Source organism: Streptomyces sp. NPDC033178 (genome assembly GCF_055577685.1).
In genome coordinates, this window is record NZ_JBVIPT010000004.1 from 76286 (window position 1) to 102277 (window position 25992).

At 70.8% G+C, this 25992-nt stretch carries 28 protein-coding genes and 1 tRNA gene; 18 read left to right on the top strand and 11 right to left on the bottom strand.

Annotated elements, in window-relative coordinates; translation table 11 throughout:
• Window positions 1-157 precede the first annotated feature (157 nt).
• Complete coding sequence (locus ACZ5VQ_RS11005; protein WP_469104643.1) at window positions 158-1072, top strand: alpha/beta fold hydrolase; 915 nt, start codon at window positions 158-160, stop codon at window positions 1070-1072.
• A 98-nt stretch (window positions 1073-1170) separates the two neighbouring features.
• On the opposite strand, the gene ACZ5VQ_RS11010 is transcribed toward ACZ5VQ_RS11005, so the two are convergent.
• The 4 genes from ACZ5VQ_RS11010 to ACZ5VQ_RS11025 form a co-directional block, all read right to left on the bottom strand.
• On the bottom strand, window positions 1171-1965 hold the full coding sequence (locus ACZ5VQ_RS11010; RefSeq protein WP_469104644.1) for an ABC transporter permease: 795 nt from the start codon (window positions 1963-1965) through the stop codon (window positions 1171-1173).
• Window positions 1962-2990, bottom strand: coding sequence for an ATP-binding cassette domain-containing protein (locus ACZ5VQ_RS11015; RefSeq protein ID WP_469104645.1), 1029 nt, complete (start codon window positions 2988-2990; stop codon window positions 1962-1964). Before ACZ5VQ_RS11015 ends, ACZ5VQ_RS11010 begins: the two co-directional genes overlap by 4 nt.
• Window positions 2991-3142: 152 nt before the next feature.
• Window positions 3143-3985: a DUF4097 family beta strand repeat-containing protein gene (locus tag ACZ5VQ_RS11020; RefSeq protein ID WP_469104646.1), complete on the bottom strand. Its 843-nt coding sequence runs from the start codon at window positions 3983-3985 to the stop codon at window positions 3143-3145.
• Window positions 3986-4090: 105 nt separating this feature from the next.
• Window positions 4091-4609: a toxin-antitoxin system HicB family antitoxin gene (locus ACZ5VQ_RS11025; RefSeq protein ID WP_469104647.1), complete on the bottom strand. Its 519-nt coding sequence runs from the start codon at window positions 4607-4609 to the stop codon at window positions 4091-4093.
• Between the two features lie 637 nt (window positions 4610-5246).
• Between ACZ5VQ_RS11025 and ACZ5VQ_RS11030 the strand changes: the two genes are divergently transcribed.
• On the top strand, window positions 5247-6674 hold the full coding sequence (locus ACZ5VQ_RS11030) for a DUF2079 domain-containing protein (RefSeq protein WP_469104648.1): 1428 nt from the start codon (window positions 5247-5249) through the stop codon (window positions 6672-6674).
• On the opposite strand, the gene ACZ5VQ_RS11035 is transcribed toward ACZ5VQ_RS11030, so the two are convergent.
• The gene (locus ACZ5VQ_RS11035) at window positions 6658-7155 is read right to left on the bottom strand and encodes a PaaI family thioesterase (RefSeq protein ID WP_469104649.1); all 498 of its coding nucleotides are present in this window, start codon (window positions 7153-7155) and stop codon (window positions 6658-6660) included. The two genes, ACZ5VQ_RS11030 and ACZ5VQ_RS11035, sit on opposite strands and share 17 nt — an antisense overlap.
• A gap of 86 nt (window positions 7156-7241) precedes the next feature.
• On the opposite strand from ACZ5VQ_RS11035, the gene ACZ5VQ_RS11040 reads away from it, so the two are divergent.
• Window positions 7242-7691, top strand: a complete 450-nt coding sequence (locus ACZ5VQ_RS11040; RefSeq protein WP_469104650.1) for a MarR family winged helix-turn-helix transcriptional regulator — start codon at window positions 7242-7244, stop codon at window positions 7689-7691.
• Window positions 7692-7697: 6 nt separating this feature from the next.
• On the opposite strand, the gene ACZ5VQ_RS11045 is transcribed toward ACZ5VQ_RS11040, so the two are convergent.
• The 4 genes from ACZ5VQ_RS11045 to ACZ5VQ_RS11060 all read right to left on the bottom strand — a co-directional run bounded on the left by ACZ5VQ_RS11045 (window position 7698) and on the right by ACZ5VQ_RS11060 (window position 14185).
• Window positions 7698-9668 (bottom strand): copper resistance CopC/CopD family protein, encoded by a 1971-nt coding sequence (locus ACZ5VQ_RS11045; RefSeq protein WP_469104651.1) that lies wholly within the window; start codon window positions 9666-9668, stop codon window positions 7698-7700.
• Between the two features lie 245 nt (window positions 9669-9913).
• On the bottom strand, window positions 9914-10816 hold the full coding sequence (locus ACZ5VQ_RS11050) for an SDR family NAD(P)-dependent oxidoreductase (RefSeq protein ID WP_469104652.1): 903 nt from the start codon (window positions 10814-10816) through the stop codon (window positions 9914-9916).
• On the bottom strand, window positions 10813-11292 hold the full coding sequence (locus ACZ5VQ_RS11055; protein WP_362071908.1) for a cupin domain-containing protein: 480 nt from the start codon (window positions 11290-11292) through the stop codon (window positions 10813-10815). Before ACZ5VQ_RS11055 ends, ACZ5VQ_RS11050 begins: the two co-directional genes overlap by 4 nt.
• Window positions 11293-11389: 97 nt before the next feature.
• On the bottom strand, window positions 11390-14185 hold the full coding sequence (locus tag ACZ5VQ_RS11060; protein WP_469104653.1) for a GNAT family N-acetyltransferase: 2796 nt from the start codon (window positions 14183-14185) through the stop codon (window positions 11390-11392).
• 78 nt (window positions 14186-14263) lie between these two features.
• On the opposite strand from ACZ5VQ_RS11060, the gene ACZ5VQ_RS11065 reads away from it, so the two are divergent.
• From ACZ5VQ_RS11065 to ACZ5VQ_RS11085, 5 genes are all read left to right on the top strand, one after another.
• Window positions 14264-14992, top strand: coding sequence for a siderophore-interacting protein (locus tag ACZ5VQ_RS11065; protein ID WP_469105001.1), 729 nt, complete (start codon window positions 14264-14266; stop codon window positions 14990-14992).
• A gap of 85 nt (window positions 14993-15077) precedes the next feature.
• The gene (locus tag ACZ5VQ_RS11070; RefSeq protein ID WP_469104654.1) at window positions 15078-15671 is read left to right on the top strand and encodes an HhH-GPD-type base excision DNA repair protein; all 594 of its coding nucleotides are present in this window, start codon (window positions 15078-15080) and stop codon (window positions 15669-15671) included.
• A gap of 118 nt (window positions 15672-15789) precedes the next feature.
• The gene (locus tag ACZ5VQ_RS11075; protein ID WP_469104655.1) at window positions 15790-16551 is read left to right on the top strand and encodes an HdeD family acid-resistance protein; all 762 of its coding nucleotides are present in this window, start codon (window positions 15790-15792) and stop codon (window positions 16549-16551) included.
• 145 nt (window positions 16552-16696) lie between these two features.
• The gene (locus tag ACZ5VQ_RS11080; protein ID WP_469104656.1) at window positions 16697-17062 is read left to right on the top strand and encodes a hypothetical protein; all 366 of its coding nucleotides are present in this window, start codon (window positions 16697-16699) and stop codon (window positions 17060-17062) included.
• A gap of 54 nt (window positions 17063-17116) precedes the next feature.
• On the top strand, window positions 17117-17272 hold the full coding sequence (locus tag ACZ5VQ_RS11085) for a hypothetical protein (RefSeq protein ID WP_362071129.1): 156 nt from the start codon (window positions 17117-17119) through the stop codon (window positions 17270-17272).
• A 60-nt stretch (window positions 17273-17332) separates the two neighbouring features.
• On the opposite strand, the gene ACZ5VQ_RS11090 is transcribed toward ACZ5VQ_RS11085, so the two are convergent.
• The gene (locus ACZ5VQ_RS11090) at window positions 17333-19000 is read right to left on the bottom strand and encodes a helicase HerA-like domain-containing protein (RefSeq protein WP_469104657.1); all 1668 of its coding nucleotides are present in this window, start codon (window positions 18998-19000) and stop codon (window positions 17333-17335) included.
• A gap of 173 nt (window positions 19001-19173) precedes the next feature.
• Here ACZ5VQ_RS11090 and ACZ5VQ_RS11095 point away from each other — a divergent pair, with 173 nt between their 5' ends.
• Window positions 19174-19470 carry a type II toxin-antitoxin system VapB family antitoxin gene (locus ACZ5VQ_RS11095; RefSeq protein WP_003999914.1) on the top strand — a complete coding sequence of 99 codons (297 nt, stop codon included), beginning with the start codon at window positions 19174-19176 and terminating at the stop codon, window positions 19468-19470.
• A 292-nt stretch (window positions 19471-19762) separates the two neighbouring features.
• Entirely contained in the window at window positions 19763-20380 is a 618-nt protein-coding gene (locus ACZ5VQ_RS11100) for a LytR C-terminal domain-containing protein (protein WP_362071910.1), read from the top strand.
• Between the two features lie 42 nt (window positions 20381-20422).
• Here ACZ5VQ_RS11100 and upp read toward each other — a convergent pair whose 3' ends face one another.
• Complete coding sequence (gene upp, locus ACZ5VQ_RS11105; protein ID WP_469104658.1) at window positions 20423-21058, bottom strand: uracil phosphoribosyltransferase; 636 nt, start codon at window positions 21056-21058, stop codon at window positions 20423-20425.
• 154 nt (window positions 21059-21212) lie between these two features.
• On the opposite strand from upp, the gene ACZ5VQ_RS11110 reads away from it, so the two are divergent.
• From ACZ5VQ_RS11110 to ACZ5VQ_RS11145, 8 genes are all read left to right on the top strand, one after another.
• Complete coding sequence (locus ACZ5VQ_RS11110; RefSeq protein ID WP_469104659.1) at window positions 21213-21395, top strand: hypothetical protein; 183 nt, start codon at window positions 21213-21215, stop codon at window positions 21393-21395.
• Window positions 21396-21777: 382 nt separating this feature from the next.
• Window positions 21778-22332: a tRNA adenosine deaminase-associated protein gene (locus ACZ5VQ_RS11115; protein WP_469105002.1), complete on the top strand. Its 555-nt coding sequence runs from the start codon at window positions 21778-21780 to the stop codon at window positions 22330-22332.
• Window positions 22333-22388: 56 nt separating this feature from the next.
• Entirely contained in the window at window positions 22389-22820 is a 432-nt protein-coding gene (gene tadA, locus ACZ5VQ_RS11120; RefSeq protein WP_469104660.1) for a tRNA adenosine(34) deaminase TadA, read from the top strand.
• An 81-nt stretch (window positions 22821-22901) separates the two neighbouring features.
• Window positions 22902-22986, top strand: a tRNA-Ser gene (locus tag ACZ5VQ_RS11125).
• Between the two features lie 192 nt (window positions 22987-23178).
• Window positions 23179-23358: a hypothetical protein gene (locus ACZ5VQ_RS11130; protein ID WP_055618264.1), complete on the top strand. Its 180-nt coding sequence runs from the start codon at window positions 23179-23181 to the stop codon at window positions 23356-23358.
• 8 nt (window positions 23359-23366) lie between these two features.
• Entirely contained in the window at window positions 23367-23660 is a 294-nt protein-coding gene (locus tag ACZ5VQ_RS11135; protein WP_055618263.1) for a Dabb family protein, read from the top strand.
• A 192-nt stretch (window positions 23661-23852) separates the two neighbouring features.
• Window positions 23853-24755 carry an RNA polymerase sigma factor SigF gene (locus ACZ5VQ_RS11140; protein WP_200396884.1) on the top strand — a complete coding sequence of 301 codons (903 nt, stop codon included), beginning with the start codon at window positions 23853-23855 and terminating at the stop codon, window positions 24753-24755.
• A gap of 245 nt (window positions 24756-25000) precedes the next feature.
• Window positions 25001-25900, top strand: coding sequence for an RNA polymerase sigma factor SigF (locus tag ACZ5VQ_RS11145; RefSeq protein ID WP_055618261.1), 900 nt, complete (start codon window positions 25001-25003; stop codon window positions 25898-25900).
• Window positions 25901-25992 lie beyond the last annotated feature (92 nt).

Genomic DNA, 25992 nt, shown 5'->3' on the forward strand with positions numbered 1-25992 from the left:
TCTCGTGCGGGATTCGTCTCGTGCGGGATTCGGTGATGCGGTGATGCGGTGCCATGCGCACCACTCCGTTCCAGCCCCCTGGTTTCCCCTGCCTTCCCTTGCCTTCCCCTGCCTTCCCCTGTCTTCCCCTGTCTTCTTGGAGGTCCTCGTGAACCGCATGCTCAAGACAATCGCCGTGGCCGCGACGTTCTGCACCGTGGCCGGCGCGGGCATCGTCGGTTACGGGGAGGCCACCGCCCAGGCGGCCCAGGGGCAGGCACAGGCACAGGCGGCGTCCACGACGACCGCGTGGCACGGGCAGGGGGACTCGTTCTCGGGGACGAAGAAGATCCGTGTCGGCGGTTACTCGGTCAACGTCTCGTGCTCCGGCCACTCGGCGGCCCGTAAGCCGGTGGTCGTCCTGATGGCCGGAGGGGGCGACGGGCTGGACACGATGGCCGGCCTGCAGAAGACCTTGAGCAAGAAGGCCAGGGTCTGCTCCTACGACCGGCTCGGCGAGGGTGAGAGCGACCAGCCGAACGGCACGCAGACCATCAACGACAGCTCCAAGATCCTTACGGGCGTGCTCGACCGGGTCACCGGTGACCGCCCGGTCGTGCTGGCCGGCCACTCGCTGGGCGGACTGATCGCCGCCCGGTACGCCCCCGAGCACCGGGACAGGGTCAAGGGCCTGGTCCTGATGGACGCCACGATCCCGGCCCTGACGGCAGGTATCTCGAAGGCGATCCCCGAGTCGGCCACCGGCATGGCGGCCGAACTGCGTGACCAGACCATCGCGGTGAACGAGGGCCAGAACCCGGAGAAGTTCATCATCACCGACGCCGAGGTCCGCTCCGCGGGGAACATCCCGGTGCAGATCATCAGGCACGAGTCCCAGTACGCCGAGGTCCCCGACTACGGGCCCGCCCTGGAAGATATGTGGGCCGAAGGCCAGGACCAGTGGCGCGCGCTCTCCGGCCGCAGCAGGATCAGCGTCGCCGCCGGAAGCGGTCACTACGTACACGTCGACCGCCCCGACATCGCCGTCAAGGCCATCCAGCGAGTCACCGCACAGGCCACGGCCCACTCGTAGTCGTCGAAGGGCCCCACCGAGAGCGGTGGGGCCCTTCGTCGTACGAGTACCTCGTCCAGCCCGCCCTGTCGTGGCAGTTGGCAGTTGGCAGTTGGCAGTTACTTCGGGTCGCGGTTGAACGATGCCTTCGACCAGAAGTAGCCCAGTACGGTCAGCGCCAGGGACCAGGCGAGGGCGAGCCAGCCGTTGTGGCCGATCTCGGTGCCGAGCAGCAGGCCCCGCAGGGTCTCGATGGCGGGCGTGAACGGCTGGTACTCGGCGATCGGCTGGAACCAGCCCGGCATCGCGTCGACCGGGACGAAGGCGCTGGAGATGAAGGGCAGGAAGATCAGCGGCATCGCGTTGTTGCTGGCCGCCTCGGGGTTCGGGCTGACCAGGCCCATGCCGACCGCGATCCAGGTGAGCGCCAGGGCGAACAGCACGAGCAGTCCGAACGCCGCCAGCCACTCCAGCACCGTGGCATCCGTGGACCGGAAGCCGATGGCCACCGCGACGGCCCCGACGAGGACCACGCTCATCACGCACTGCAGCACGCTGCCCACGACGTGTCCGACGAGTACCGAAGGGCGGTGGATCGCCATCGTGCGGAAGCGGGCGATGATGCCCTCGGTCATATCCATGGATACGGACACCGCGGTGCCGATCGTGGTTCCGCCGATCGTCATCAGCAGCAGACCCGGCACGAGGTACGCGACGTATGCCGAGCGGTCCGGACCGCCGCCGCCACCGATGCCCGCGCTCATCACGTCGCCGAAGATGTAGACGAAGAGCAACAGCAGTACGACCGGCGTGAGCAGCAGGTTCAGGGTGAGGGACGGGTAGCGCCGCACATGCAGGAGGTTGCGGCGCAGCATCGTGGACGAGTCGCGCACGGCGAGGGCGAGGGAGCTCATCGGACATCCTCCTTGGGCTGGCTGGGCTGAGCGGGACGGCTGGGCTGGGCGGGCACCTGGGTGCTGCCTGTCAGGGCGAAGAACACGTCGTCGAGGTCGGGGGTGTGCACGGTGAGTTCGTCGGCCTCGATGCCGGCCGCGTCGAGCCAGTCGAGGATGGAGCGCAGTTCGCGCTGGCTTCCGTCGCTGGGGATCTGGAGGGACAGTGCCTCGTCGTTCCGGGTGGCCTCGCTTATCGCGAGGGCGGCGGTCTGGTACGTGTCCGGGTCGTCGAAGCGCAGTCGTACGTGTCCGCCGGGGATGAGGCGCTTGAGTTCGTCGGCGGTGCCTTCGGCGGCGATCCTGCCGTCGTTGAGGACGGCGATGCGGTCGGCGAGTTCGTCGGCCTCTTCCAGGTACTGGGTGGTGAGGAAGACGGTCACTCCGCCGGTGACGAGTTCGCGGATGATCTGCCACATGTTGTGGCGGGAGCGGGGGTCCAGGCCGGTGGTGGGTTCGTCGAGGAAGATGATTCTCGGGTTGCCGACCAGGGTCATGGCGATGTCCAGGCGGCGTTTCATGCCGCCGGAGTAGGTGGAGGCGGGCTTCTTCGCGGCTTCCACCAGGTCGAAGCGTTCCAGGAGTTCGGCGGTGACCCTGCGTCCCTCCTGCTTGGACAGGTGGTGCAGGTCCGCCATGAGGAGCATGTTCTCCTCCCCGGTGATCAGGCCGTCCACCGCGGAGAACTGGCCGGTGACACCGATCGCCGCCCGCACCCCGTCCGGTGACGTGGTGACGTCGTGGCCCGCGACCTGCGCCTGACCGCCGTCGGCGGAGATAAGCGTGGAGAGGATCTTCACGGCGGTGGTCTTGCCGGCGCCGTTCGGGCCGAGCAGGGCGAACACGGACCCTGCCGGGATGCGCAGATCGATGCCGTCGAGGACGGTCTTGTCGCCGAACGACTTGCGCAGACCGACGGTGGAGACGGCGGCCGGGGACGGGTGACCGTCACCTTGCCTGGACGTGGGCATGACAGATGAAGGCATGGAGCCCTCCTGTTAGAAGGCTGAAGGGGCTGGGGGAATCAGAAGAGATGAGGCTGGCTGAGGCGCGGCGGGACGAGGCGGGGTGGCGCGGGCAGAGCGGGGCCAGGCGCGGCAGGGCGGTGCGAGGCGAGGGCGGTGCGGTGCGAGAGCGCTCAGGCCTTGGCGCGGAGGACGTCGATGTTTCCCCAGTTGGACCGTGCGCGGACCTTGACGGTCTCCTCGGTCTGCTCCGGGGCCTCGGACGCGGCAAGCGTGTTGCGTACGTGCCCGCGGTTGGAGCTGACGTCGAGCCAGGCGGCCGTGCCCTCGCGGATACCGACCTCGATGGCACCGTTGGAGGTCTCCAACTGGACGTTGCCGCGGGCGACTTCGGCGACGCGAAGGGAGCCGTTGGTCGTGGTGCCGACGACCGACGCCTCGGCGCGCGCGACGTCAATGGCACCGTTGGCACCGCTCATCCGCAGCTCGCCGGTCACGGCGCCGACGGTCGTGCTGCCGTGCGAGTTCTTCAGGACGGCGGGGCCGTCGACGATGCCGACGCGCACGTTGCCGGTGCTTGTGGTGATCTCGGCCATGCCCTCGACCCGGTCGACGGTGCTCGAACCGTGTGAGGCCTTCAGCTGCAGCGGGCCGGTGGTGTCGAGGCGGGCGTCACCCGCCGAGATCTTCACGCGGACCTCGCCGAGCCGGCCCTCGCCGATCATCTGGGTCCCGGCGCCGGTCATGTCGACGTTCGAGCCCGTGGGCAGCTCCACCGACACGTCGACCGTGCCGCCGCGCCCGAGGAGATTGGCCTTGGGCGTGGTGACGGTCAGGGTACCGCTCGCGTAGGAGACCTCGGTCTGGTCGGCCGTCCGTACGTCCAGGTCCTTCTTCGGGTCGCGGGGCTGCACGTCGACGACGGTGTCGAGGCGGTCGCCCGCGGTGAACCGGATGGAACCGGCGTACACGTAGGCGGTGACCGAGATCGGTTCGGGAGTTTCGAAAGAAGGCATGGCTGTCCCGTCCTCTTGAGTCCTTGGGCCGTCCCCGCTGGTGGGACGTGGTGTGGGTGAAGTGGTGCGAGCGAAGTGACGCGAGTGAAGTGACGCGGGCCCGGGCTAGCGCACCCAGCCCGTGATGCTCTGCCCGATGGTCTGGGTCTTCTCCGTCGTACGCGGCCGGGTGCCGCCGTCGACCGCGGCCGACACGGCGCGCACCAGCCACGCGTTGACCGACAGGCCCTCGCGGGTCGCGGCCTCCTCGGCCCGGGCCTTGAGGTGGGCCGGCATACGCAGGTTGACGCGGGCGGTGCCGCCCTCGTCGCCGTCGGCCGGGGCCGAGGCCCTGAGCGGTTCGACGGACTCGGCCGGCGCCGCGGAGGCGCCGCCGTCGGTGGGCGGCGGTGTCACCACGAAGTCGGGGTCGAGCCCGCGCAGCCGTACGTCGACCGAGCCGGGGGCGAGTTCACGGGTGATCTCGTCCGTCGCGGCGGAGAGCACGTTGAGCATGATCAGCCGGGTCGCCGACTCCAGGGGAGCCGTCAGCCTCTCCGCCAGCTCGCGGGCTTCGTCGCCACCGGCTTCGGCGGCCACCGCGAGCTCGCGGCGGAGGCTGTCGACATACGGGGTGAGGTCCATGACGCCATGATGGCACCACAATGGCGCCACGCGCAAGCCACGAGGCGACATCTCGCGATCGACAGCCAAAGCAATCCACCTGACCTGCGAAAACACAGTGGCACCTGTTGAGCGACTGTGGCACCAGGAGAGCTGACGCGCCCCTAAGGGCTGGAAATGGCTCCGCGTGGCACCGGATGGCGCCAGTCCGCACCACCCGGTGCCACCGAGAGACTGCCTTGCCCGTCGGCGTACGCCGCACCACCTTCCCTGCCCGTCCGCCTCCAGCGAGGCCGTGCCTTCGGATCCCGTCTCATCCACAGCCCCTGAACTGCGGGAACGCGGGCGGCCATCGCGTGGGGATCGAGGGTCGTGTCATGCTCTGGTCTCCATTCCAGTCCCTCGGACGCCCAGTCCCTCGGACGCCCAGTCCCTCGGAAGCCCAATCCCTCGGAATCCCAGTCCCTCGGAAGCTCAGCGCCGACATCGGCATCCGACCGATGACTTCCTGGTTGCCCGGTGCGCCGACGGCTCGTAAGGACCGCTCGTGACCAAGGCTCTCCCCGGCCCGCCACAGGACACCCGGGCCGCGCAGACGTCACCGACATCTCCGCCGATACGAATACCGGCCCGGACACCGGTACAAGTGCCGGTACCGATGCGGGCCTCACCCGGGTCCGCGATACCCGGGCCGGTCGCGCTCCCGCCGCGCGACCGGCGCCCCCGCCGAACCGGCCCGGCCGGCCGGTACGACCCGTATCTCCTCGCGGTCGCCCTCTTCGCCGCCTACACGGCTCTCTCCCTCGCCCGCTACCGGCACCTGGCCACCCGTTCCTGGGACCTCGGCATCTTCGAGCAGGCCGTCCGCGCGTACGCGCACCTCCAGGCGCCCGTCGTCGATCTGAAGGGGCCCGGGGCCAATGTCCTGGGCGACCACTTCAGCCCGGTGACCGCCCTCCTCGCCCCCGTCTACCGGGTCTTCCCCTCCCCTGTCACCCTGCTCGTCGCGCAGGCCGCGCTGTTCGCGCTGTCGGCCGTACCGGTGACCCGTGCGGCTGCCCGGTTGCTGGGGCGTCCGCGCGGGCTGGCGATCGGCCTCGCGTACGGCCTGTCCTGGGGCATCCAGCGTGCCGTCGACTTCGACTTCCACGAGATCTGCTTCGCGGTACCCCTGATCGCCTTCAGTCTTGAGGCGATCCTGGCCCGGCGGTGGCGCGCGGCACTGCTGTGGGCGCTGCCGCTGGTACTGGTCAAGGAGGACCTCGGGGTGACGGTGGCGGCCATCGCCCTCGTCGTCGCCCTGCGGTGCCGGCGCGACTCCCGGCGCACGATGCTGTACGCCGTCGCCGTGGCCGCCCTGGGCATCGCCGCCACCCTGGTCGTACTCGTCGTCGTCATCCCCGCCTTCAACACGGCCGGCGGTTACGACTACTGGACCAAGGTCGACGGCGGCTCGACCCTCCTGGACGGTACGGGCACCAAACTCCGCACCCTCGCCTGGCTGTTGGTGCCGACCACCGGGCTGCTTGCGCTGCGCTCCACGCTGTCCGTCGTCGCGCTGCCCACGCTCGGGTGGCGGTTCCTCTCCTCCGACGACCACTACTGGGGGACCGACTGGCACTACAGCGCGGTCCTGATGCCCGTCGTCGCACTCACCCTCGTCGACGCCCTCGCCGGTGCCCGGTACAGCCCGCGGCCCTGGCTGCGTACGTACGCGCACCATTTGCCCGCGGCCGTCGCCGCGGCCGCGCTCTCGCTGACGACCACGCTCCCGATGTCCGTGCTGGCCGAGCCCGCCGCCTACCGCAAGCCCGCGCGCGTCACCGCGGTCGAGCGTCTCCTGGACCGGATCCCGGACGGCGCGACCGTCGAGGCCGACATCCGCCCCAGCAGCCGCCTCACCTCACGCTGCCGTGTCCTGTGGGTGGGGGACACCCGCGGAATCACCCCCGAATACATCGCCCTGCAGAACCCCGACGACCGGATCCGCGACATCGAGGCACGGGCGCGGCAGCTCCACCCCGACGCCAGTTACTCGCTCGTCGGCACGACCGAGGGGTACGTCGTCCTCAGGCTCGACTCCTGAACGCGCCTTCCTCCGACTCCTGCGACTGCTCCTGCGACTGCTCCTGCGACTGCTCCTGCTCCGAGGAGTCCAGTACCGCGATCGTGCCCTGGGCCACGGCACACAGGCTCTCGGTGCCCCCGTCGTCCACGGTGGACAGGTCGCAGCGGCAGACGACTCGGGTGCGGCCGACCCGGACGACCCGCGCGTGGGCCCGCAGCAGTACGCCCTCGGCCGGGCGCAGATAGTCGATGGTGAAGCCGGCGGTGATCAGCCGGGAGTGGGTGGCCGCACCCGCGGCGAAGGTCAGCGCGTTGTCCGCGGCGTAACCGAGCACACCGCCGTGCAGGAAGCCGTACTGCTGGCGCAGGTCGTCGCGGATGTCCAGTTCGAGCGTCGCCTCGCCCTCCCCGAAGGACACCAGGCGGGCACCGACCAGGTTGCTGAAGGGCTGGGCCGCCAGCACCTTCTGGGCAGCCGCCAGATCCGGGATGTCACTCACACTGCACCTCGCCCTGCTTCACTTCATCTCACTTCACTAGTGAAGTGAGAATCCCGCGCAGCAGTCGGATCTGTCAAGATCTCCCCATGTCCGAGCCCGGCCCCGACCCCGGGGACATCCCCGACCCGCGCCTCTTCTTCCATCTCCAGCGAGCGGCCCACCAGTTGCGTACGACCGCGGACCGGCGCTGTCTGGCCGCCGCCGGGATCACCACGGCGCAGCTCGGCGCGCTGTTCGCCATGCGCGAGCAACCCGGCGTCACCCAGCGGGAGTTGGCCCGCACACTGGGGCTGCGCGAGTCCGCCGTCACCGCGCTCGTCACCCGGCTCACCACGGCCGGTCTCGTCACCAAGCAGGCGCACCCGCGCGAACACCGGGCCGTGACACTGGAGTTGACGTCCGAGGGGGCCGACGCGCTCCGGGCCGCCCAGCCCGAGATCGACCGCTTCAACGGCGAGATGCGGGCTCTTCTCGGCGAGGACGAGTTCGTACGCACCGCCGCGGCCCTCCGCCGACTCGCGCACTGGGAGCCCTGACCGGGGTCAGCGGAGGATCTTCACCCGGCGCGTCTCCGACACCTGGTCGATGTCCGAGGTGCGGATGGTGACCTTCATCGTCCAGGTGCCGGGGATGGGGAGGTTGAGGGACGAAGTGCCCCAGTAGCCGCCCTTGTTGGTGAGTCCGGCGTCGATGGGGCCGATCTTCTGGGACGCGAGGGTGAAGGAGAGGCGGATCTCGGGGACCGTGGCGATGCCTCCGTCGGGGCCGATGATGACCGCCTCGACCGTGTTCTCGCCGACGCGGCCCGGTTCCAGGACGATCTGGACCTTGCCGTGGCCGCCCGGGGTGCCGACGTCGAAGGGGATCAGCGTCGTCGACGCGGTCCGCTGACCGGCCGCCGCGGTCTCCTCGGCCGCCGCCGTCTCGATCTCGGCGCGCCCCGGCTGCGTACCGGTGAGAACCGTCGTGATGACCAGCACGACCACGCCCACGACGACCTCGGCCAGGACCGAGCGGCGCAGGGCACCGCGGCGGGTGCCGGGTGCCGATGCCTGCTCGGACTCGTTTTCCGGCTTCTCCTCGGACCCGTCGCCGGCGGCGGCCGACGTGGGCTCCCCGGCGTCCCGGCCGGAGCTGCCGGCCCCGGCGTCGGAGTCCACACCCCCGCCCGCACCCGCACGCGCCCCCACCGTCTCCAGCACCGGGACCCGCAACGGCTCCTCCGCGTCGGTCAGCCGGCCCGTCCAGCGGCGCGAGAAACCCGCCGCCGCCAGCAACAGGACCACCGCGCAGACCTTGGCGACCAGGATCTGGCCGTACGACGTGTCGAACAGCGCGTCCCACGAGCCGAGCCCCCGCCACGACTGGTAGACGCCGGTCAGCACGAGGACGGTGACCGAGGCGAACGCGAGGCGCGAGAAACGTGCCACGGAGGCCGCCGAGAGCAGCGCCTCCGAGCGGTGGAGCGTGGTGAGGAGCGCCGCGAGTCCGCCCAGCCAGACCGCCATCGCCAGCAGGTGCAGCACGGAGGAGGTCATCGCCAGGGGGACCTGGATCCCGGCGGACGCGTGCTCGGCGGCGGCCCAGGTGACCGCCAGACCGACGGCGAGAAGCCCGCCGACCGCGACCACGACCGGCTTCGGCCGCACTTCTTCTTTTTCCGTGCCGTGCGTCTCCGTGCCCGCCGCCTCCAGGCTCTCCGTCTCCGAGCTCTCCGTCTCTGACGCGCCCCGGACGACCGGCACGACCGGCACGACCGGCACGACCCGTACGAGGTAGACCGCCGCCCCCGCCAGCAGCACGAGCCGGGCCAGCAGGGCCCAGCCCGGCCTGCTGGTCAGGGTGTTCTCGATGAGTTCGGGGTCGAGGAGGGTGGAGGGGCCGGTGCCGCGCTCGTACGGGCCGCGTATCAGGAGGAGCGCGGCCGTCGAGGCGACGAGGACCCACCAGCCGGCCCGGACGAGTCCGCGCAGCGGCTCGGCGGAGGGCGGGCGGCAGACCAGGACGAAGGTGACCGCGCCGATGAGCAGGGCGACGGCGGCGTACGCGGCATAGCGGGCGATGTCGTAGAGCGCGCCCGAGGCGGGGTTCACGGCCGGCTCGGCGGAGACGGAAGCCGTGGTCTCGGACGGTTTGCCGATGGAGAAGGTGAAGGCGCCGGAGATGGGGTGGCTGTCCGCCGAGACAACCCGCCAGGCCACGGTGTACGTACCGTCGGCCAGGCCGTCGTCGAGCGGCACCCGGACGGTGTCGGACCGGCCGGACACGTGCTCGGTGTCGCCCGCGTTCACCCGGCGGTTCTCGGGGCTGAGGACGCGCAGCGAGTCGTCGGTGATGCCGACCGACTCGGTGAAGGTCATGGTGACCTGCTCCGGCGCGGACTTGAGGACGGTTCCCTCGCCGGGGCTCGTTTCCCGCACGGCCGAGTGGGCGGACACCGGGCCCGCACCGCCCAGCAGGAACAGCGCGCCCAGCAGGGCGACGAGGGCCGCTGCCCGGCGTGGCGCCGACACCCGTAGTACCCGTAGCACTCGGTGTATGCGGCGCACTCGGCCCACGTCGCCTCTCCCTGCTGCTCGTCCTGCTCGCACTGCACGTCCATGTACGTGTACGTCTGTGGCTGCGGTTGGCTGCCGTTGTCCCCGGCCGCGGCCTAGGTGAGAGTACGGATGTACGCGACACCTGGTTCAACTCGGCCCGCGCCCGCACCGGCCGACCACGCCCGCCTCGACACCGGCCCAGGCCCCCGCACCCGCGTTCACCACGTCGGCCGCGCCGACACCCCGCCGTCCACGACCAGGTCGTGCCCGGTGATCCAGGAGGCCATCGGCGAGGCGAGGAACACACAGGCGTCGCCCACGTCCTCGGGACGCCCCAGCCTCCCGGTGGGAACCGCCTGTTGCCAGCGCCGTACGCCGTCTGGCCAGGCCTCCGCAAGGCCCGCGCGGTCGATCAGCCCGGGCGAGACGGTGTTCACGCGGATTCCGTAGGGACCGTACTCCAGGGCCGCCGAGCGCGCGTGCGCGACGACGGCCGCCTTGGACGCGGAGTAGTGGGCGTGCAGGGGAGCGGGGTGTGTGGCCTCGATGGACGCGATGTGCGTGATGCTGCCCACAGGCCCACCGGACGAGCCCCGCCGGTCGCTCAGGTCGCTCGGGTCACCTAGATCACTCAGGTCACTCAGGTCACTCGGATCGCCCTGCCGCCTCCCGTCGCGCATCACCTCCACCGCCGCCTGCGTGCACGCGAACACGCTCGACACATTGGCGTCGACCACCGCCCGCCAGTCCCCCGCCGTCATCCCGGGCAGCTCCTGGACCGGCTGTACGGCCGCGTTGTTGACCAGGGCCGTCAGCCGGCCGCCGCACCGGTCGGCCGCCTCGCGCACCAGGCGGTGGCACTCGTCCTCGGCGGTCAGATCGGCGCGCAGGGCGACCGCGCGTCCGCCCGAGTCCTCGATGAGGCCGACGACTTCACGGGCGGCCGCCGCGTTCGTACGGAAGTGGACGGCCACGGCCGCCCCCGCCGCGGCGAACCGCAGCGCGATGCCCCGCCCGATACCGCCCGACGCCCCGGTGACGAGGGCGACCTGCCCGTCGAGAAGTCCGCGGCGGAGTCCGTCGCGGTGACCGTCCCGGTGTCCGTCGTCCGGGCCGCTCACGGGCGGCTCAGCGCGGCGATCCGCGCGGCCCGGTCCGGGTAGCGGGCGGTGAGTTCCGCCGCGTCCCCGTGCTCGTACCCCTCGTAGGTGAAACCGGGCGCCATCGTGCACCCGAAGAACGACCAGCCGGTGGCGGTCGCGACGCGCGCGCCCATCCAGGTGCGTGCGGGCACGGTGTACTGGAGGTGCTGGCCGCCGAGCACGTCGGGGCCGAGCAGGACCGTACGGGACGTGCCGTCGGGGGACAGGAGCAGCATCTCCAGCGGATCCCCCAGGTAGAAGTGCCAGGTCTCGTCGGCGGGGAGTCGGTGGAGCGCCGAGAAGTCATCGGGTTCCGCGGTCAGGAGGACCACTATCGCGGACCCCTCGGGGCGGCCGTCGGGCCGTTCGGGACCCGCCCAGGTACGGGCGAAGAGACCGCCCTCCTTGGGGATGGGCTCCAGCTTGTAGTGGGCGACAAGGGCTTCGGGAGTGATGTCATGGACCACCTGTCGACCATGCCCCAAAGGGAGTTGGCGATGCGACAACCGGACCGCGACGCGCGGAACACCGGGTGCCGCCCCGAGGCAGTCGTCACCCGTCGCGCCCCTGAAAGCCCGCGGCTTCCCTTGTCAGGAACGCCAGTTGGGCCTTCTTCGCCGGCAAGTGCACCTCCGGCAGGTCTATCTCCGGGAGCACGACCGGTGGACCGAGTACGAATCCCTGGCGGGTCAGGCGGGTGATCGCCTTCTCGTTGCGGATGTCGGGTTCGACCACGACCCGGCGCCGGGCGAGGACGCCCAGCACGTACACGGTGAACACGGTCAGCAGCGCCGAGCTGTACCCCGGCCGCTCGTCGCCCTCGCCGACGGGCGCGATCAGCAGATGGACGCCGATGTCGCCCGGCTCCACCTCGTAGCACTCGCTGACCCGGTCGGCCTCCGGCTCGTACGTCTGGAAGAGCGCGGCCGGCCTGCCGTCCAGGACGGCCAGGAAGGCGTGGTGGGTGTGGAGGGAGTCGAGATGCCGGTACGTCTCCAGCACCTGCTCCCTGCCGAAACCGCCCATGCCCCAGAACCGGGCGCGCTCGGCCGTCACCCAGGCGTGGAGCACGTCCAGGTCGGCGTCCGGGTCCACGCGCAGGACGCGGACCGTGCCGAGACCGTCGACGACCTGCTCGTGGACGGCCTCCCGGCTCCCTGCGTACGGCTCGGATGTCATCGTTCTGTCCTCCATGAGCTTGGTCCAGTCGGTCACTACGGGGACGAGATCTCCCCCGACCCACAAGGGGAGTTGATCGCGGTGGTGCGGTGAGTCCGGGACGCCCGAGGCACCGAACGGCACCACCCAGAGGCTGTTCTCGCGTCGCGCGACATCCCACACATAGCGGGCGGCGGGACCCCGAGCGGCCCGGTCGGTGAGCCCCGGCACCGCGGAGGTGCACAGCACGCAGTCGTGGTCGCCGGAGAGCCCGGGTTCCGTCCCGTCGTACGAGGGGTCCGGCAACGCCCGCCAGGGGGCGAGGCGGTGTGTGTCGCCCCATGTGCCCTTCGGCGGGTCCCCGGCCACCTCCTCCACGGCCGCCCTGACGGCCTCGGCACGGTCGATCCCGTACAACTCCTCGGCCCTGAGCAGGCTTTCGAGGGCGAAGGCCACGCGCGGGACGAGTGCGAGCCAGGGGCTGAAGACCTCGGGGTACAGCGGGGTTTCGGTGAGGCGGGCCAGGGCGGGGTGGGCCGCGAGGCGGCGTACGACCGCGCTCCGGACCGCCGCGTAGGCGGCCGCCTCCGTGCTGTCGGCGGCCATGTGGCGGTCCCAGTGGAGGAGCCGGTCGCGCAGGGAGGCGGCCTCGGGGGTGAGGTCGTCGAGGGCGGCGAGGTGGTCCAACAGCGGGGCGGCGGAGGCGAGATGGGTGTCCATGTGGAGGGCGGCCATGTCGTCGGCGGACCAGTCCCGCCGTGTGCCGAGGAGTGCGCGCAGCCGGGTGGCCCGGTGGGGCGGGGCGAACTCGACGCCGAGCGGGGTCGCCGGGCCGCGCTGGTTCGCCATCACCGCGATGCCGTCGTCGACCTTGCCGCGCGGCATCGGGGCGTACCAGCCGCGCCACTCGTGCCCGGGCTCCCAGGCGTTGACGATCCGCGTGCGGTTGTCCGCGCTCCGGACCGGGACCCTGCCCGCGACCCGGTGCAGGAGGCCGCCCTCGGTGTCGGCGGCCTGGACGACGTTGACGGGTTCGGCCCAGTCGTCGAACGCGCGGTCCACGTCGGCGACCCGGCGGGCGCGGAGGAGGGGGAGGAGGGAGGAGAAGCCGAGGTCCTCGGTGACGCGGGGCGGGTGGCGGAGGCTGAGGGGAGCGACCGAGTCGTCGGGTTCGCCGTCGCCGTCGGCATCTCCGTTGAAGATGCCGCCGTTGAAGATGCCGCCGTTGATGACGACCGGGCCGCGGTCGGTCTCGATCACCTCGACCTCGACGGGATCGCCGTCGGCCACCTCGATGACCTCGGTGTGCCGGGAGGCGGGGTGCCACGCCCCGTCCGGGCCGAGGGCCTCCACCCGGTCGCCGGCTCCGGCTCCGACGCCGACGCCAACGCCGACGCCGTCTTCGTCTCCGGCTCCGGTCCGCCGGAGCCGCTCCCGGTACAGGTCCTGGTAGTCGGCCATCGCGTTGGTGATCGCCCAGGCGACCGTGCCCGTGTGGCCGAAGTGGGCGATGCCCGGGACGCCCGGCACGGCGAGGCCGATGACGTCGAACTCCGGGCAGGACAGGCGGATCTGCTGGTAGACGCCGGGGGCCTCGATGTAGCGGTGGGGGTCGCCCGCGATGACCGGACCGCCGGTGGCGGTGCGCTCGCCGGTGACGAGCCAGCCGTTGCTGCCGGAGGTGCCGGGCCCGTCGGTTGCGAAGAGGCCGACCGCGTCCGGACCGAGATGGCGTACGACCTCCTCGCGCCACAGCTTGACCGGGAACCCGGCGAAGAGGATGTGTGTGGCGAGCCAGACGCCGAGCGGGGTCCAGGGTTCCCAGCGGCCGGGGACGAGACCGGCGGTCGTGAACTCGGGGGCGCGGCGGGCGCCTTCGGGCAGGCCCTGGTTGACCCCGTCGACGTACGCCCGGACCCAGGCGGCCGTCTCGGGGTCCCGTCTCTCCAGGGCGGTGAAGCAGCGTCTCCCGGTGTCGTCGAGCCGGGCCTGTCTCGCGAACCGGTCCCAGCCGAGCGCGTCCGGGCCGAGGAACGCGGCCGAGGTGCCACGCGCCCGGTGCCGTTCGACCTCCAGCTGCCAGGCGCGGTCGTGGGCGGTGGCCAGCCCCTGGGCGTGGGCGAGTTCACGCGCGTCGCCCGCGCGCAGATGCGGGACACCCCAGGCATCGCGGTAGATCTCGACAGTCACCCTGCGTCTCCCATGCGGTTTAGGTTAGGCTCACCTAAGTAAGGTGCGCCGGAATCGTACGTGAAGGGTGAAGACGTCATGGGGCAGGGTCACGGCTGGGAGGGCGCGGTCCTCAAACTGTTCCGGGGCAAGGACTTCGTGTTCACGGTCACGGGAGCGGAGGACGTCACCGAGCACTACCGCCGGGTGTGCCTCACCGACGGCGGCATGCTCGCGGCGACCGGGGTGCACCCGACGATGTGGGTGCGGCTGTGGTTCGACAACGCGGGCAAGCCGCATCAGCGGGCGTACACACTCGTGGATCCCGATCCGGCCGCGGGCACCTTCAGCCTGGAGTTCGCGCTGCACGAGGGGTGCGCGAGCGACTGGGCGCGGGCCGCGAGGCCGGGGGACACCATCGAGGCGACGGTCCAGGGCACGGGGTTCACGGACCCGGACCCGGCCCCGTCCCACGTACTGGCGATCGGGGACACGGCCTCCCTCCCCGCCCTCAACTCCCTCCTGGGCGCGGTGGGTTCGGCGCCCACGACGATCTGGTTCGAGTCGGCGGAGGGCCTGGACGGCCTGCCACTCCAGGCGGACCCCGACCACCACGACGTCCGTACGGTCCCCCGGCTCGACAAGGGCGCGCACCTGGTGGCCCAGGTGAAGGAGGCCGTGCCGGAACTTCTGAAGGACGCGGCCGACCCGTACGTCTGGATCGCCTGCGACACGGCGACGACGCGGGCGCTGGCCGCCTACTTCCGCAAGGAACTGGCGCTGCCGAAACAGCGGGTGACCGCGCTGGGGTACTGGCGCGCGGCCTGAGCGGCCACAGGGCACCCAGTTGGCACCCAATTGGCACCCGCTGCGATGACGCGCGGCCCGAGCGCTCGCTTGCGATGATCGGAGCATGGACGTCACGCTTCATCTAGCCCAGCAGCCCGAGGCCGACGAACTGCTCGGCCGCAGCCCGCTCGCCGCGCTCGTCGGCATGCTCCTCGACCAGCAGGTTCCGATGGAGTGGGCCTTCGCGGGCCCGTACACGATCGCGCAGCGCCTCGGCACGGACGATCTCGACGCGCACGAGATCGCGGCGCACGACCCCGAGGCCTTCGCGGCGCTGCTGTCCGAGAAGCCGGCCGTGCACCGCTACCCGGGCTCGATGGCGAAGCGGATCCAGCAGCTGTGCCAGTACCTCGTCGAGCACTACGAAGGGGACGCGGCGAAGGTCTGGGAGGGCGTGAAGACCGGCGAGGAACTCCTCCGCCGTCTCAAGGAGCTGCCCGGCTTCGGCGCCCAGAAGGCGCAGATCTTCCTCGCCCTGCTGGGCAAACAGCTCGGCGTACGCCCGAAGGGCTGGCGCGAGGCGGCCGGTGCGTACGGCGAGGAGAAGTCCTTCCGCTCGGTCGCGGACATCACGGGACCGGAGTCGCTGGTGAAGGTACGGGCGCACAAGCAGGAGATGAAGGCGGCGGCGAAGGCGGCGAAGGCTTCCGGCAAGTGAGGGCTTCCGGCGCGTGAAGGCCTGCGCCTGCGGCGCGTAGGAGGGGACGGCGGGGGAGGGGTCAGTCGGTCGGCCGTCCCGGGTGGCGGGGTGCCGGACGCCGGTCCGAGCATGGAGCATGGCCGAGGTACCGAGCGGAGCGCCCTGGGGGTCGGACGACGACCGGCGGGTCCACGCGGCCCGCGACCCGCACCGGCCGGAGAGGCCCGGCGGACCCGGAGGACCCGGAGGGCTCGGTGGACCCGGTGGACCCGGTGGCTCCGACGGTCCCGGAGGACCCGGTGGACCCGGCGGTCCCGGAGGGCTTGGCCGCCCCGGAGGACCTGAGAATCCTCTCTTCCTCCTCACGCGCACCGCCTGGCAGGCCGTACTGGCCGCCGGGGTCGCGACACTGGCGCTCGGCGTCATGATCCTGGTGTGGCCCGAGGCGACGCTGTTCGCGGCGGGGGTGCTCTTCGGGCTCTACCTGCTCTTCAGCGGCGTACTCCAACTGGTCTCCGCCTTCGGCACGCACGCGGCGACCGCTCTGCGGGTCATGGCCTTCATCAGCGGCGCCCTGTCGATCCTGCTCGGCCTGTTCTGCTTCCGCGGGGCGATGCAGTCGATCCTGCTGCTCGCGCTGTGGATCGGCATCGGCTGGCTGTTCCGGGGCGTGACACAGACCCTGGCCGCCGTGTCCGACCCGTCCGTCCCCGCCCGCGGCTGGCAGGTCCTCCTCGGCGTCCTCAGCTTCGTCGCCGGTGTCGTCCTGATCGTCTCCCCCTTCGAGTCGATCGCCGTCCTCACGGTGGTCGGCGGCTGCTGGCTCCTCGCCCTCGGCATCACGGAGACCATCACGGCGGTGCAACTGCGCAAGCGGTTCGCTGCGCGGGCGTTTTGAGGGGCTGGGGTCCTGGGGCTTCGGGGGATCGTGCGGGCCCGCACCCGAACAGATCAGCCCGCCGCAGGCGACCTCGTACGCCAAGAGGGCGGTTCTCGGGACGCGGCCGATGAACCACCCACCCGTACCGGGGACATGACCACTGATGACCCCCGACCGGTTCGCCCCGCGGCGCGAGCGCCGGAACCGTCGGCCCACCTGGCCACGGTTCCTCATGGCGCTCGCGGCCGTGCTGTGCGCGACGTGCACGGTGAGTGCCGTGGGCGCCCACACCGGAACCCGCACCGCACCACCGCCCGCGGTCTCCACCGAGTCCGGTCTCGAACACCCCCACGACCTCCTCGACACCGCCCTGCGCCCACCGGCCCGCCAGAGCCACCGCCGCCTCGCACGCCGGCTCCCCGCACGACCCCCGGCCCCCGCACACCCGCGCCCGAGGCCACGCGCCCACCCCGTACCTCCGTACGCCCCCACCCCGCGCGCCCAGCGCTGCATGGTCCTCCGCTGCTGACGGTCCCGCTCCGGACCGCTCCCCCTCCCCCCCAGCAGCACGAGAGGACCCCTCATGTCGAAGGACCCGTACGCGATCCTGCGTGCGCTCGTACGCGCCGAATCCCTCCGCAACGCCCCGAAGCCGACGCCGCCGCGTGACACCCGCCAGGTCACCCCGGCACCCGCTCCGGAGCAGCAGTCCCCGCGGAAGGACCACGAGCGCGACTGAGCCACCCGCCCGGGGAGGCGGACGTGTACCGCCTCCGCCTCCCCGGGCCCTCGGCGCCCGCTACCGCCTGCGCCGGGCCGTTCCGAAGACCGACCGGGTGATCTCACGGCCGATCTGCGTGCCCAGGCTGCGGGCCAGGGATTTGAAGACCCCGCTGCCGACGACCTGCTCGACGACGGAGGAGTCCTGGTCGTCACCCTTCCGCCCACGGCCCCGGGACGACGCCGGCTCCGAGGAGGGCTTGGAACCCGAAGGAGCCGAAGGAGCCGAAGTACCCGAAGAAGCAGACGGAGCAGGAGTCGAGGAAGCCGAGGAGACCGCGGCCTCCGCCTCCTTCGCCGTCAGCTTCTCGTACGCCGACTCCCGGTCGACCGCCTCCGCGTAACGCCCGTACAGCGGCGACGCCTGGACCGCCCGGTCGAGGGCGGCCGGCTCGACGGGAGCCATCAGGGACTCCGGCGCCCGCAGCCGTGTCGCCGCGACCGGCGTCGGCGCGCCCTTCTCGCTGAGGACGGTGACCACGGCCTCGCCGGTCCCGAGCGCGGTGAGGACCTCCTCCAGGTCGTACGGGGAGTTGGGGAAGGTCTTCACCGTGGCCTTGAGGGCCTTCTGGTCGTCGGGCGTGAAGGCGCGCAGCGCGTGCTGCACCCGGTTGCCGAGCTGGGCGAGGACATCCCCGGGCACGTCCTTGGGCGTCTGCGTGACGAAGAAGACGCCGACCCCTTTCGAGCGAATCAGCCGGACGGTCTGGGTGATGGCGTCCAGGAAGGCCTTCGACGCGTCGTTGAAGAGCAGGTGCGCCTCGTCGAAGAAGAAGACGAGCTTGGGCTTGTCCACGTCACCGACCTCCGGCAGGTCGTGGAAGAGGTCGGCCAGCAGCCACATCAGGAACGTGGAGAAGAGCTGCGGCTTGTCCTGCACGGCGGGCAGCTCCAGAACGGAGACCGTGCCCCGCCCGTCCCCCGCCACGCGCGACAGCTCGCTCGTGTCGAACTCCGGCTCCCCGAAGAACGGGCTCATCCCCTGCGCCTCGAACGCCGTCAGCGAGCGCAGGATCACCCCGGCCGTGGCCGTGGAGAGCCCGCCGATGCCCTTGAGCTCGGACTTCCCCTCGTCCGAGGTCAGGAAGGTCACCACGGCCCGCAGATCCTTCAGGTCGACCAGCTCCAGGCCCTTCTGGTCGGCGTAGTGGAAGATCAGGCCGAGCGACTGCTCCTGGGTCTGGTTGAGCTGGAGCACCTTGGACAGCAGGACCGGTCCGAAGCTGGTGATCGTCGCGCGTACGGGGATGCCGTGCCCCATGCCTCCGAGGGCGTAGAACTCGCACGGGAACCCGGCCGGCGTCCACTCCTGCCGGACCTCCCCGGCCCGCGCCCGCACCTTGTCGTTCTCCTGCCCCGGCGCCGAGATCCCGGAGACGTCACCCTTCACATCGGCGAGGAACACCGGCACGCCCTGCGCGGACAGCTGCTCGGCGACGAGCTGCAGGGTCTTCGTCTTGCCGGTACCGGTGGCCCCGGCGACCAGCCCGTGCCGGTTGAGCATCGGCAGCGGGATCCGGATCTGTACGTCCGGCAGGCACCGCCCGTCCCACAGCAGGGCGCCCAGATCGAGCGCGGGGCCCGTGAAGGCGTACCCGGAGGCGATTTCGAGGACCGGCCGCGGAAGCGCGGGAGCACCGCTCACGCCTTCGGGTGCCTTTGCCGGCGGCGCTTCGCTGTCAGTCATTTCAGACCCCTGTTCCCGGTTTGCCCAAGGCTGTCCTCGGCCCGCATTCGAACCGATCTTGAAAGGGTGATCTAGGAGAATTACCGGTTTGCCCCGATTTACGGCGTCATTTCCAGCGTCGCACTCCGCCACCATGGCTGCGCCCGGAAGCTCTTGACCGGTAGGCTTTCCGTGTGATCTTCAAGCGCATCGGAAACGGCCGGCCGTACCCCGACCACGGCCGGGAAAGCACCCGGCAGTGGGCGGACGTCGCGCCACGCCCGGTCCGCCTCGACCAACTGGTGACGACCAAGGGCCAGCTCGACCTGGAAACCCTGCTCGCCGAGGACTCCACGTTCTACGGCGACCTCTTCGCGCACGTCGTGAAATGGCAGGGCGACCTCTACCTCGAAGACGGCCTGCACCGCGCCGTCCGAGCCGCCCTCCAGCAACGCCAGGTCCTCCACGCCCGAGTCCTGGAACTGGACTGAGCGGACTCTCGGGGCCCGGTCCAGCCCAGCGCCCCTGCTTTTCTTGGGGGCGCGGGGAACTGCGCACCCAGCGACGACCGACCCGCACGTCGCAATCCACCGCACCTCCACCCACCCAGGGGCGCGGGGAACTGCGCACCCAGCCACGGTCGGCCCGCACCCCAAAACCCCGCCCCCCGCGCACCGTATTGGCCCTTTCGGGTTGGACTGACCCCCGGTCAATGATCATCTAGTAGGCATCGCCGCCCAGGCGCACTACGCTGCGCCCATGAGCATGCTGACTCCCCCTGGCATGGGCGGCCAGTACAAGATCACGGGGGACAAGTACCCGCGGATGCGCAGAAACCGAGGGCGCCGCAGAATCGCGCTCGCGGTCGTCGCCTCCGTCGCCGCGCTCGGGCTGATCGGCTGGGGAACGCTGCAGCTCATCGACGTCTTCACAGGCGGCGGCGACGAGGCTTCCGCGGCAGGTCCGGCCGCCGACTGCACGGCATCCCCCACGCCCTCCGCAAGCCCGGTCAAAGCCCTCCCCAAGCCCGGCCAGATCACCGTGAACGTCCTCAACGCCACCCCCCGCGGCGGCCTCGCCAAGGACACCGCCGACGAGCTGAAGAAACGCGGCTTCAAGATCGGCGACGTCGGCAACGCGACGAAGACGTACGACAAGAAGGTCAAGGGCGCCGGGATAGTCCTCGGTGCCAAGGCAGCCTCCGACGCCGCGCTCCCCGTCCTCGCGACACAGCTCACCGGCGCCGAGCTGAAGACCGACACCCGCGCGAAGCCCGCGGAGGTCGACCTCATCCTCGGCACGGCCTTCAAGTCCCTGACGAAGAAAGAGGACGCCGACAAGGCCCTGACCACGTTGGCCAGGCCCGCACCGACGCCCTCGGCGACGAAGAAGAGCTGCTAGCAAGTCCCGTACGGGCCCGCGCCCTGCATGAGCGCGGGCCCGCTACTCGGCCGCGCCGTACATCCGGTCCCCCGCGTCCCCCAGACCCGGGACGATGTAGCCGTGCTCGTTCAGGCGCTCGTCGACCGACGCGGTCACGACCGTGACGGGCGTGCCGGCCAGCTCGCGCTCCATGACCTCGACACCCTCGGGGGCGGCGAGGAGGACCACGGCGGTCACATCGTCGGCACCGCGCTTCATGAGCTCCTGGATCGCCGCGACGAGCGTGCCGCCGGTGGCGAGCATCGGGTCGAGGACGTACACCTGGCGGCCGGAGAGGTCCTCCGGCATCCGGGTCGCGTACGTGGACGCCTGGAGCGTCTCCTCGTCGCGGATCATGCCAAGGAAGCCCACCTCGGCGGTCGGCAGCAGCCGCACCATGCCGTCGAGCATGCCGAGGCCGGCCCGCAGGATCGGTACGACGAGGGGGCGCGGGTGGGACAGCTTGACGCCCGTGGTCGGGGACACCGGGGTCACGATGTCGACCTGCTCGGTGCGCACGTCCCGGGTGGCCTCGTAGGCGAGCAGGGTGACCAGCTCGTCGGCGAGCCGCCGGAAGGTCGGGGAATCGGTGCGGCGGTCGCGCAGCGTGGTGAGCTTGTGAGCGACCAGAGGGTGGTCGACGACGTGGAGACGCATGCCCACAAGGGTATCCGGGCGCCCGCCGCCCGCCCCTCGCCCTCCACCGACTCGTCCGATACCTCGCCCCGCCTTCGAACCACCTCCAAACCTCAGCTGGCATCAAACCGCCCGTCGGAGGGAAAGTGGGAAGGACCGACTGGGGGTGTTGCCCATGTCCGACCCGGAGCAGCGGAGCCGTGAGGACCCGGTGAGCGAGGCCGCGCGACGAAGGCGCCGCGCCCAGTTCCTGCGGGAGCTCACGGAGGCGCGCGAGCTGCGCGACCGGGTGCAGCCCCGCCGGGCCAAGACGGCCCGGCTGCGCCACGCCATGCGCATGCGCACATTCCGCTGGTAGGGCGCCGGTGGGCCACTGGTGGCCACGCCCGGCGCAGGTCCCGCCGCGGCGCGGGCAGGCCGCCCGCCCGCGGGACCCGCACCGGGCGACCCGCCCGACGATCACTCGGGCAGCCGCGTACGAGGCGGAGGTCGTGTCGGCGTACGATCCCGCTGTCGGTGGGTGCTGGGCGCCCAGGTGAGGCCGTACGGCGGCGTGACGCACGCGACACGGGAACGGACGCTGAGACGCGACCGGGACACAGCGAGCCGAAGACCTCTCCTGAACGCTCCGTTTCTGCCACGATTCCGAGTGGGCGGGGCTCGGCGCACGAGTTCCCCGCCCACAGCCTCCGCCGGGGGGACCCCCAACCGGCACGCCTATGACCAGTGGGAGAGTCACGGTGTACTTCGCCGCACTGCTCGCGCGCACCGAAGACGGGTGGGAAGCGAGCGACACAGAGCTCGACGATGTGGAGACCCTGTCGGATCTGACCGACCTGGCCCGCGAAGCCTCGGTCGACGACGACACGGTGCTCGTCTACATCGAGCAGGAGGACGCGTGGTTCGGAGTCGTCCGTGTGGACGGCGAGGAGGACCCTCGTATCTACGTCTCGGACGCAGCGGCCGCTGCCCGCAGTTCGTACGGCGAGATCCTCCTCACCGACGAACTGCTCGGAAGGGATCCCGGCGACGACGATGTCGCCGACCTGGACTCCCTCGACCTCGACGGTACGGAGGACGGTGAACCCGAGAACGAGGCCGACGACGACGATGAGGACGACGTCGGCGTCACCGCCAAGGGTGAGACCGTGCCGTCCGGACCCATCGGAGACCGCGAGGTCCTCACGGACCTCGGCGTGAACGAGAAGGAGCTGCTGGCCCTGGACAGCACCGACGCGCTCGGTGAGATCGCCGAGGTGCTCGGCGCGGCGGAGGTCCTGGAGACCGTCCGCTGACTCCCCCGAGCGCTCAGGAGGAACAGGACCCCGTACGCGACCGCTGGCGGGCGGCGATGCGGCTCGCCCTGGACGAGGCCCGGTCGGCCGTCCGGGGCGGGGACGTCCCCGTCGGCGCCGTCGTGCTGTCCCCGGACGGCACGACGGTCCTCGCCACCGGCCACAACGAACGTGAGGCGACCGGCGATCCGACCGCCCACGCCGAGGTGCTCGCGATCCGCCGGGCCGCCGCGGAGCTCGGGGAATGGCGGCTCACCGGCTGCACGCTCGTCGTGACCCTCGAACCCTGCACGATGTGCGCGGGCGCGATCGTGCAGTCCCGCGTGGACCGCGTGGTCTACGGCGCCCGCGACGAGAAGGCGGGCGCGGCCGGCTCCCTCTGGGACGTCGTACGCGACCGGCGGCTCAACCACCGGCCCGAAGTGATCGCCGGCGTACTGGACGAGGAGTGCGCCCGGCTGCTCACCGACTTCTTCCGCGACCGCTGATCCGGCCGCCGACGCAGCTGCCCGGTCGGGGGCCAAATACCGATTTCGGAGCACGGCCCAACGTGGGCTAGGATCTCTCTCGGTAGCGTGTCCGAGCGGCCGAAGGAGCTCGCCTCGAAAGCGAGTGTGGCGCAAGTCACCGAGGGTTCAAATCCCTCCGCTACCGCTTCTGAAGGGCCCCGTCGAAAGACGGGGCCCTTCGTGCGTTCCGAACTCGGCACGACACTCGGCACAACAACTCGGCACGACATGAAAGATCGTCATATCAACTGCCCGGGTTACACTCACCGCCGGCAACAGGGGTCCCAACAGGCGCAGCCGACAAGACAGCAGGCAGCAGGCACACGGGGAGGCCGCGATGGCGGTGAATTCGAAGAAGATCGCCGTCTACGTGCTCATCGTGTTCGCGCTGTACGTGATCATCACCGACCCAGCCAAGGCCGCCGACTACGTCCAGATAGGGTTCGAGGGCATTTCGAACGCCGCTCAGGCCGTCGGGGACTTCATGACGTGGATCGCCGACGGGGCCAAGAACTAGGAGTCCCCGTGATCCGCCATCTGGTCCTCTTCAAGCTCAACGAGGGTGTGGAGCGCGACGACCCGCGCGTCGTCGAGGGCGTCGCCGCCTTCCGCGCTCTCGGCGGACAGATCCCCGAACTGAAGTTCTGGGAGTGCGAGTGGAACATCACCGACCGGCCTATCGCGTACGACTTCGCGATCAACTCGGCGGTGGAGGACACGGACGCGCTCAAGCGGTACATCGAGCACCCCGCGCACCAGGCGGGCGTCGCACTGTGGCGGGAGTTCGCCACGTGGGTGATCGCCGACTACGAGTTCTGAGGCGCGCCCGGCGCACGCCCCCGGCCCCTCGCCTGAACGGCGGGGGGCCGTTTCGCGTCTCCTGCCCCGCTCGGAACCCGCCAGGAACCCTCCCCGGGCCCCAACTGACGCTCAACACGGAGTTATGCGGTGCTTGCACACAGTGCACATGTCTTGTGATGCTATGACCGCTTTTGACGGATGAGTTGACGGATGTTGACCGACCCAGAGGTGGAGTTGACCGTGCCGGCCAGTACTGCGCCTCAAGCACCGCCCCATGAGCCCCCGGCTCCACCCTCGGCCCCAGCCCAGGAGCGCCTTCCCGACACTCCGGAGGAAGGCCCGCAACGCCGCCGCGGGGCCGACACCCGGGCCCTCACCCAGGTACTGTTCGGCGAACTCAAGAACCTTGAGCCGGGCAGCCCCGAACACGGCCGGGTGCGGGCCGCGCTGATCGAGGCGAACCTCCCGCTGGTGCGGTACGCCGCCGCCCGGTTCCGGTCGCGCAACGAGCCCATGGAGGACGTCGTCCAGGTCGGCACGATCGGCCTGATCAACGCCATCGACCGCTTCGACCCCGACCGGGGCGTGCAGTTCCCGACCTTCGCCATGCCCACCGTGGTCGGCGAGATCAAGCGGTACTTCCGCGACAACGTCCGCACGGTCCACGTACCGCGCCGGCTGCACGAGCTGTGGGTCCAGGTGAACAGCGCGACCGAGGACCTCACGACGGCCTTCGGGCGCACGCCCACGACCGGCGAGATCGCCGAGCGGCTACGGATCACCGAGGACGAGGTCCTGGCCTGTATCGAGGCCGGACGTTCGTACCACGCGACCTCACTGGAGGCCGCCCAGGAGGGCGACGGCCTGCCCGGGCTCCTCGACCGCCTCGGCTACGAGGACCCCGCACTCGACGGCGTCGAACACCGCGACCTCGTACGGCACCTCCTCGTCCAGCTCCCCGAGCGGGAGCAGCGGATCCTTCTTCTGCGCTACTACAGCAATCTGACGCAGTCACAGATCAGTGCCGAACTGGGCGTTTCGCAGATGCATGTGTCAAGGCTGCTCGCCCGCAGCTTCGCCAGACTGCGATCCGCAAACAGGATCGAGGCGTAACCCTCAGGAGCGAATCGCCCCCAAGGCCTTTTCGCGACATTTCTGCGTTGAAAAACCGCCAGACCCCCCCTTTTCCAGGGCCTATTCACCCCTCCTGTGTCGACATGTCACTACAGCGTGTTGCCGACATGTGACATTCTTCCGCTGACGCGTTTGCCGCAGCCCCACCTCCGGTATTCAGGTGGAGGCTGCGTTCCTTCGACGGGAGCGTCCGCCGCGACCGTCCGCGACCCAAAGGGGGTGGCATGTCCGCAGACCAGGGCAGCTCGAAGGTGCTCACGCTCACGAAGAGCGAACCCGCGCCCGACGCGCTTCACAGTGTCGTTGCCGATGTTCCGGCCGTCCCGGCCGTGGAAGCCCCGGCCTTTCCCCCGACCTCGGAAGCCATCGACACCCGCACCCTGTCCCGCTCCCTGTTCCTGCGGCTCGCCGCACTCGACGAGAACAGCCCCGAGCGTGCCTACGTACGGGACACGCTCATCGAGCTCAACCTCCCGCTGGTGCGTTACGCCGCCGCGCGTTTCCGGTCGCGCAACGAGCCGATGGAGGACATCGTCCAGGTCGGCACGATCGGCCTGATCAAGGCGATCGACCGCTTCGACTGCGAACGCGGGGTCGAGTTCCCGACGTTCGCGATGCCGACGGTCGTGGGCGAGATCAAGCGGTTCTTCCGGGACACCTCGTGGTCGGTGCGGGTGCCGCGCCGCCTCCAGGAGCTGCGGCTGGCCCTCACCAAGGCCAGTGACGAGCTCTCCCAGAAGCTGGACCGCTCGCCGACCGTGGCCGAACTCGCCACCGTCCTCGGCGTGTCCGAGGAGGACGTGGTCGACGGCCTCGCGGTCGGCAACGCGTACACGGCGTCGTCGCTCGACTCGCCGGCCCCCGAGGACGACGGCGGCGAGGGTTCCCTCGCGGACCGCCTCGGCTACGAGGACACGGCGCTGGAGGGCGTCGAGTACCGCGAGTCCCTGAAGCCCCTGCTCGCCAAACTCCCGCCCCGCGAGCGGCGGATCATCATGCTGCGCTTCTTCGCCAACATGACCCAGTCGCAGATCGGCGAGGAGGTCGGCATCTCGCAGATGCACGTCTCCCGGCTGCTCACGCGCACGCTGTCGCAGCTGCGGGAAGGTCTGATCTCCGACTGAGGCCGGACGGAAGGGTCTCCGACCGGGGCCGGGCCGAGAGGTTCCCGACCGGGATCCCCACCGAGGGTTCATAATTGACGACCCGTCAGCCA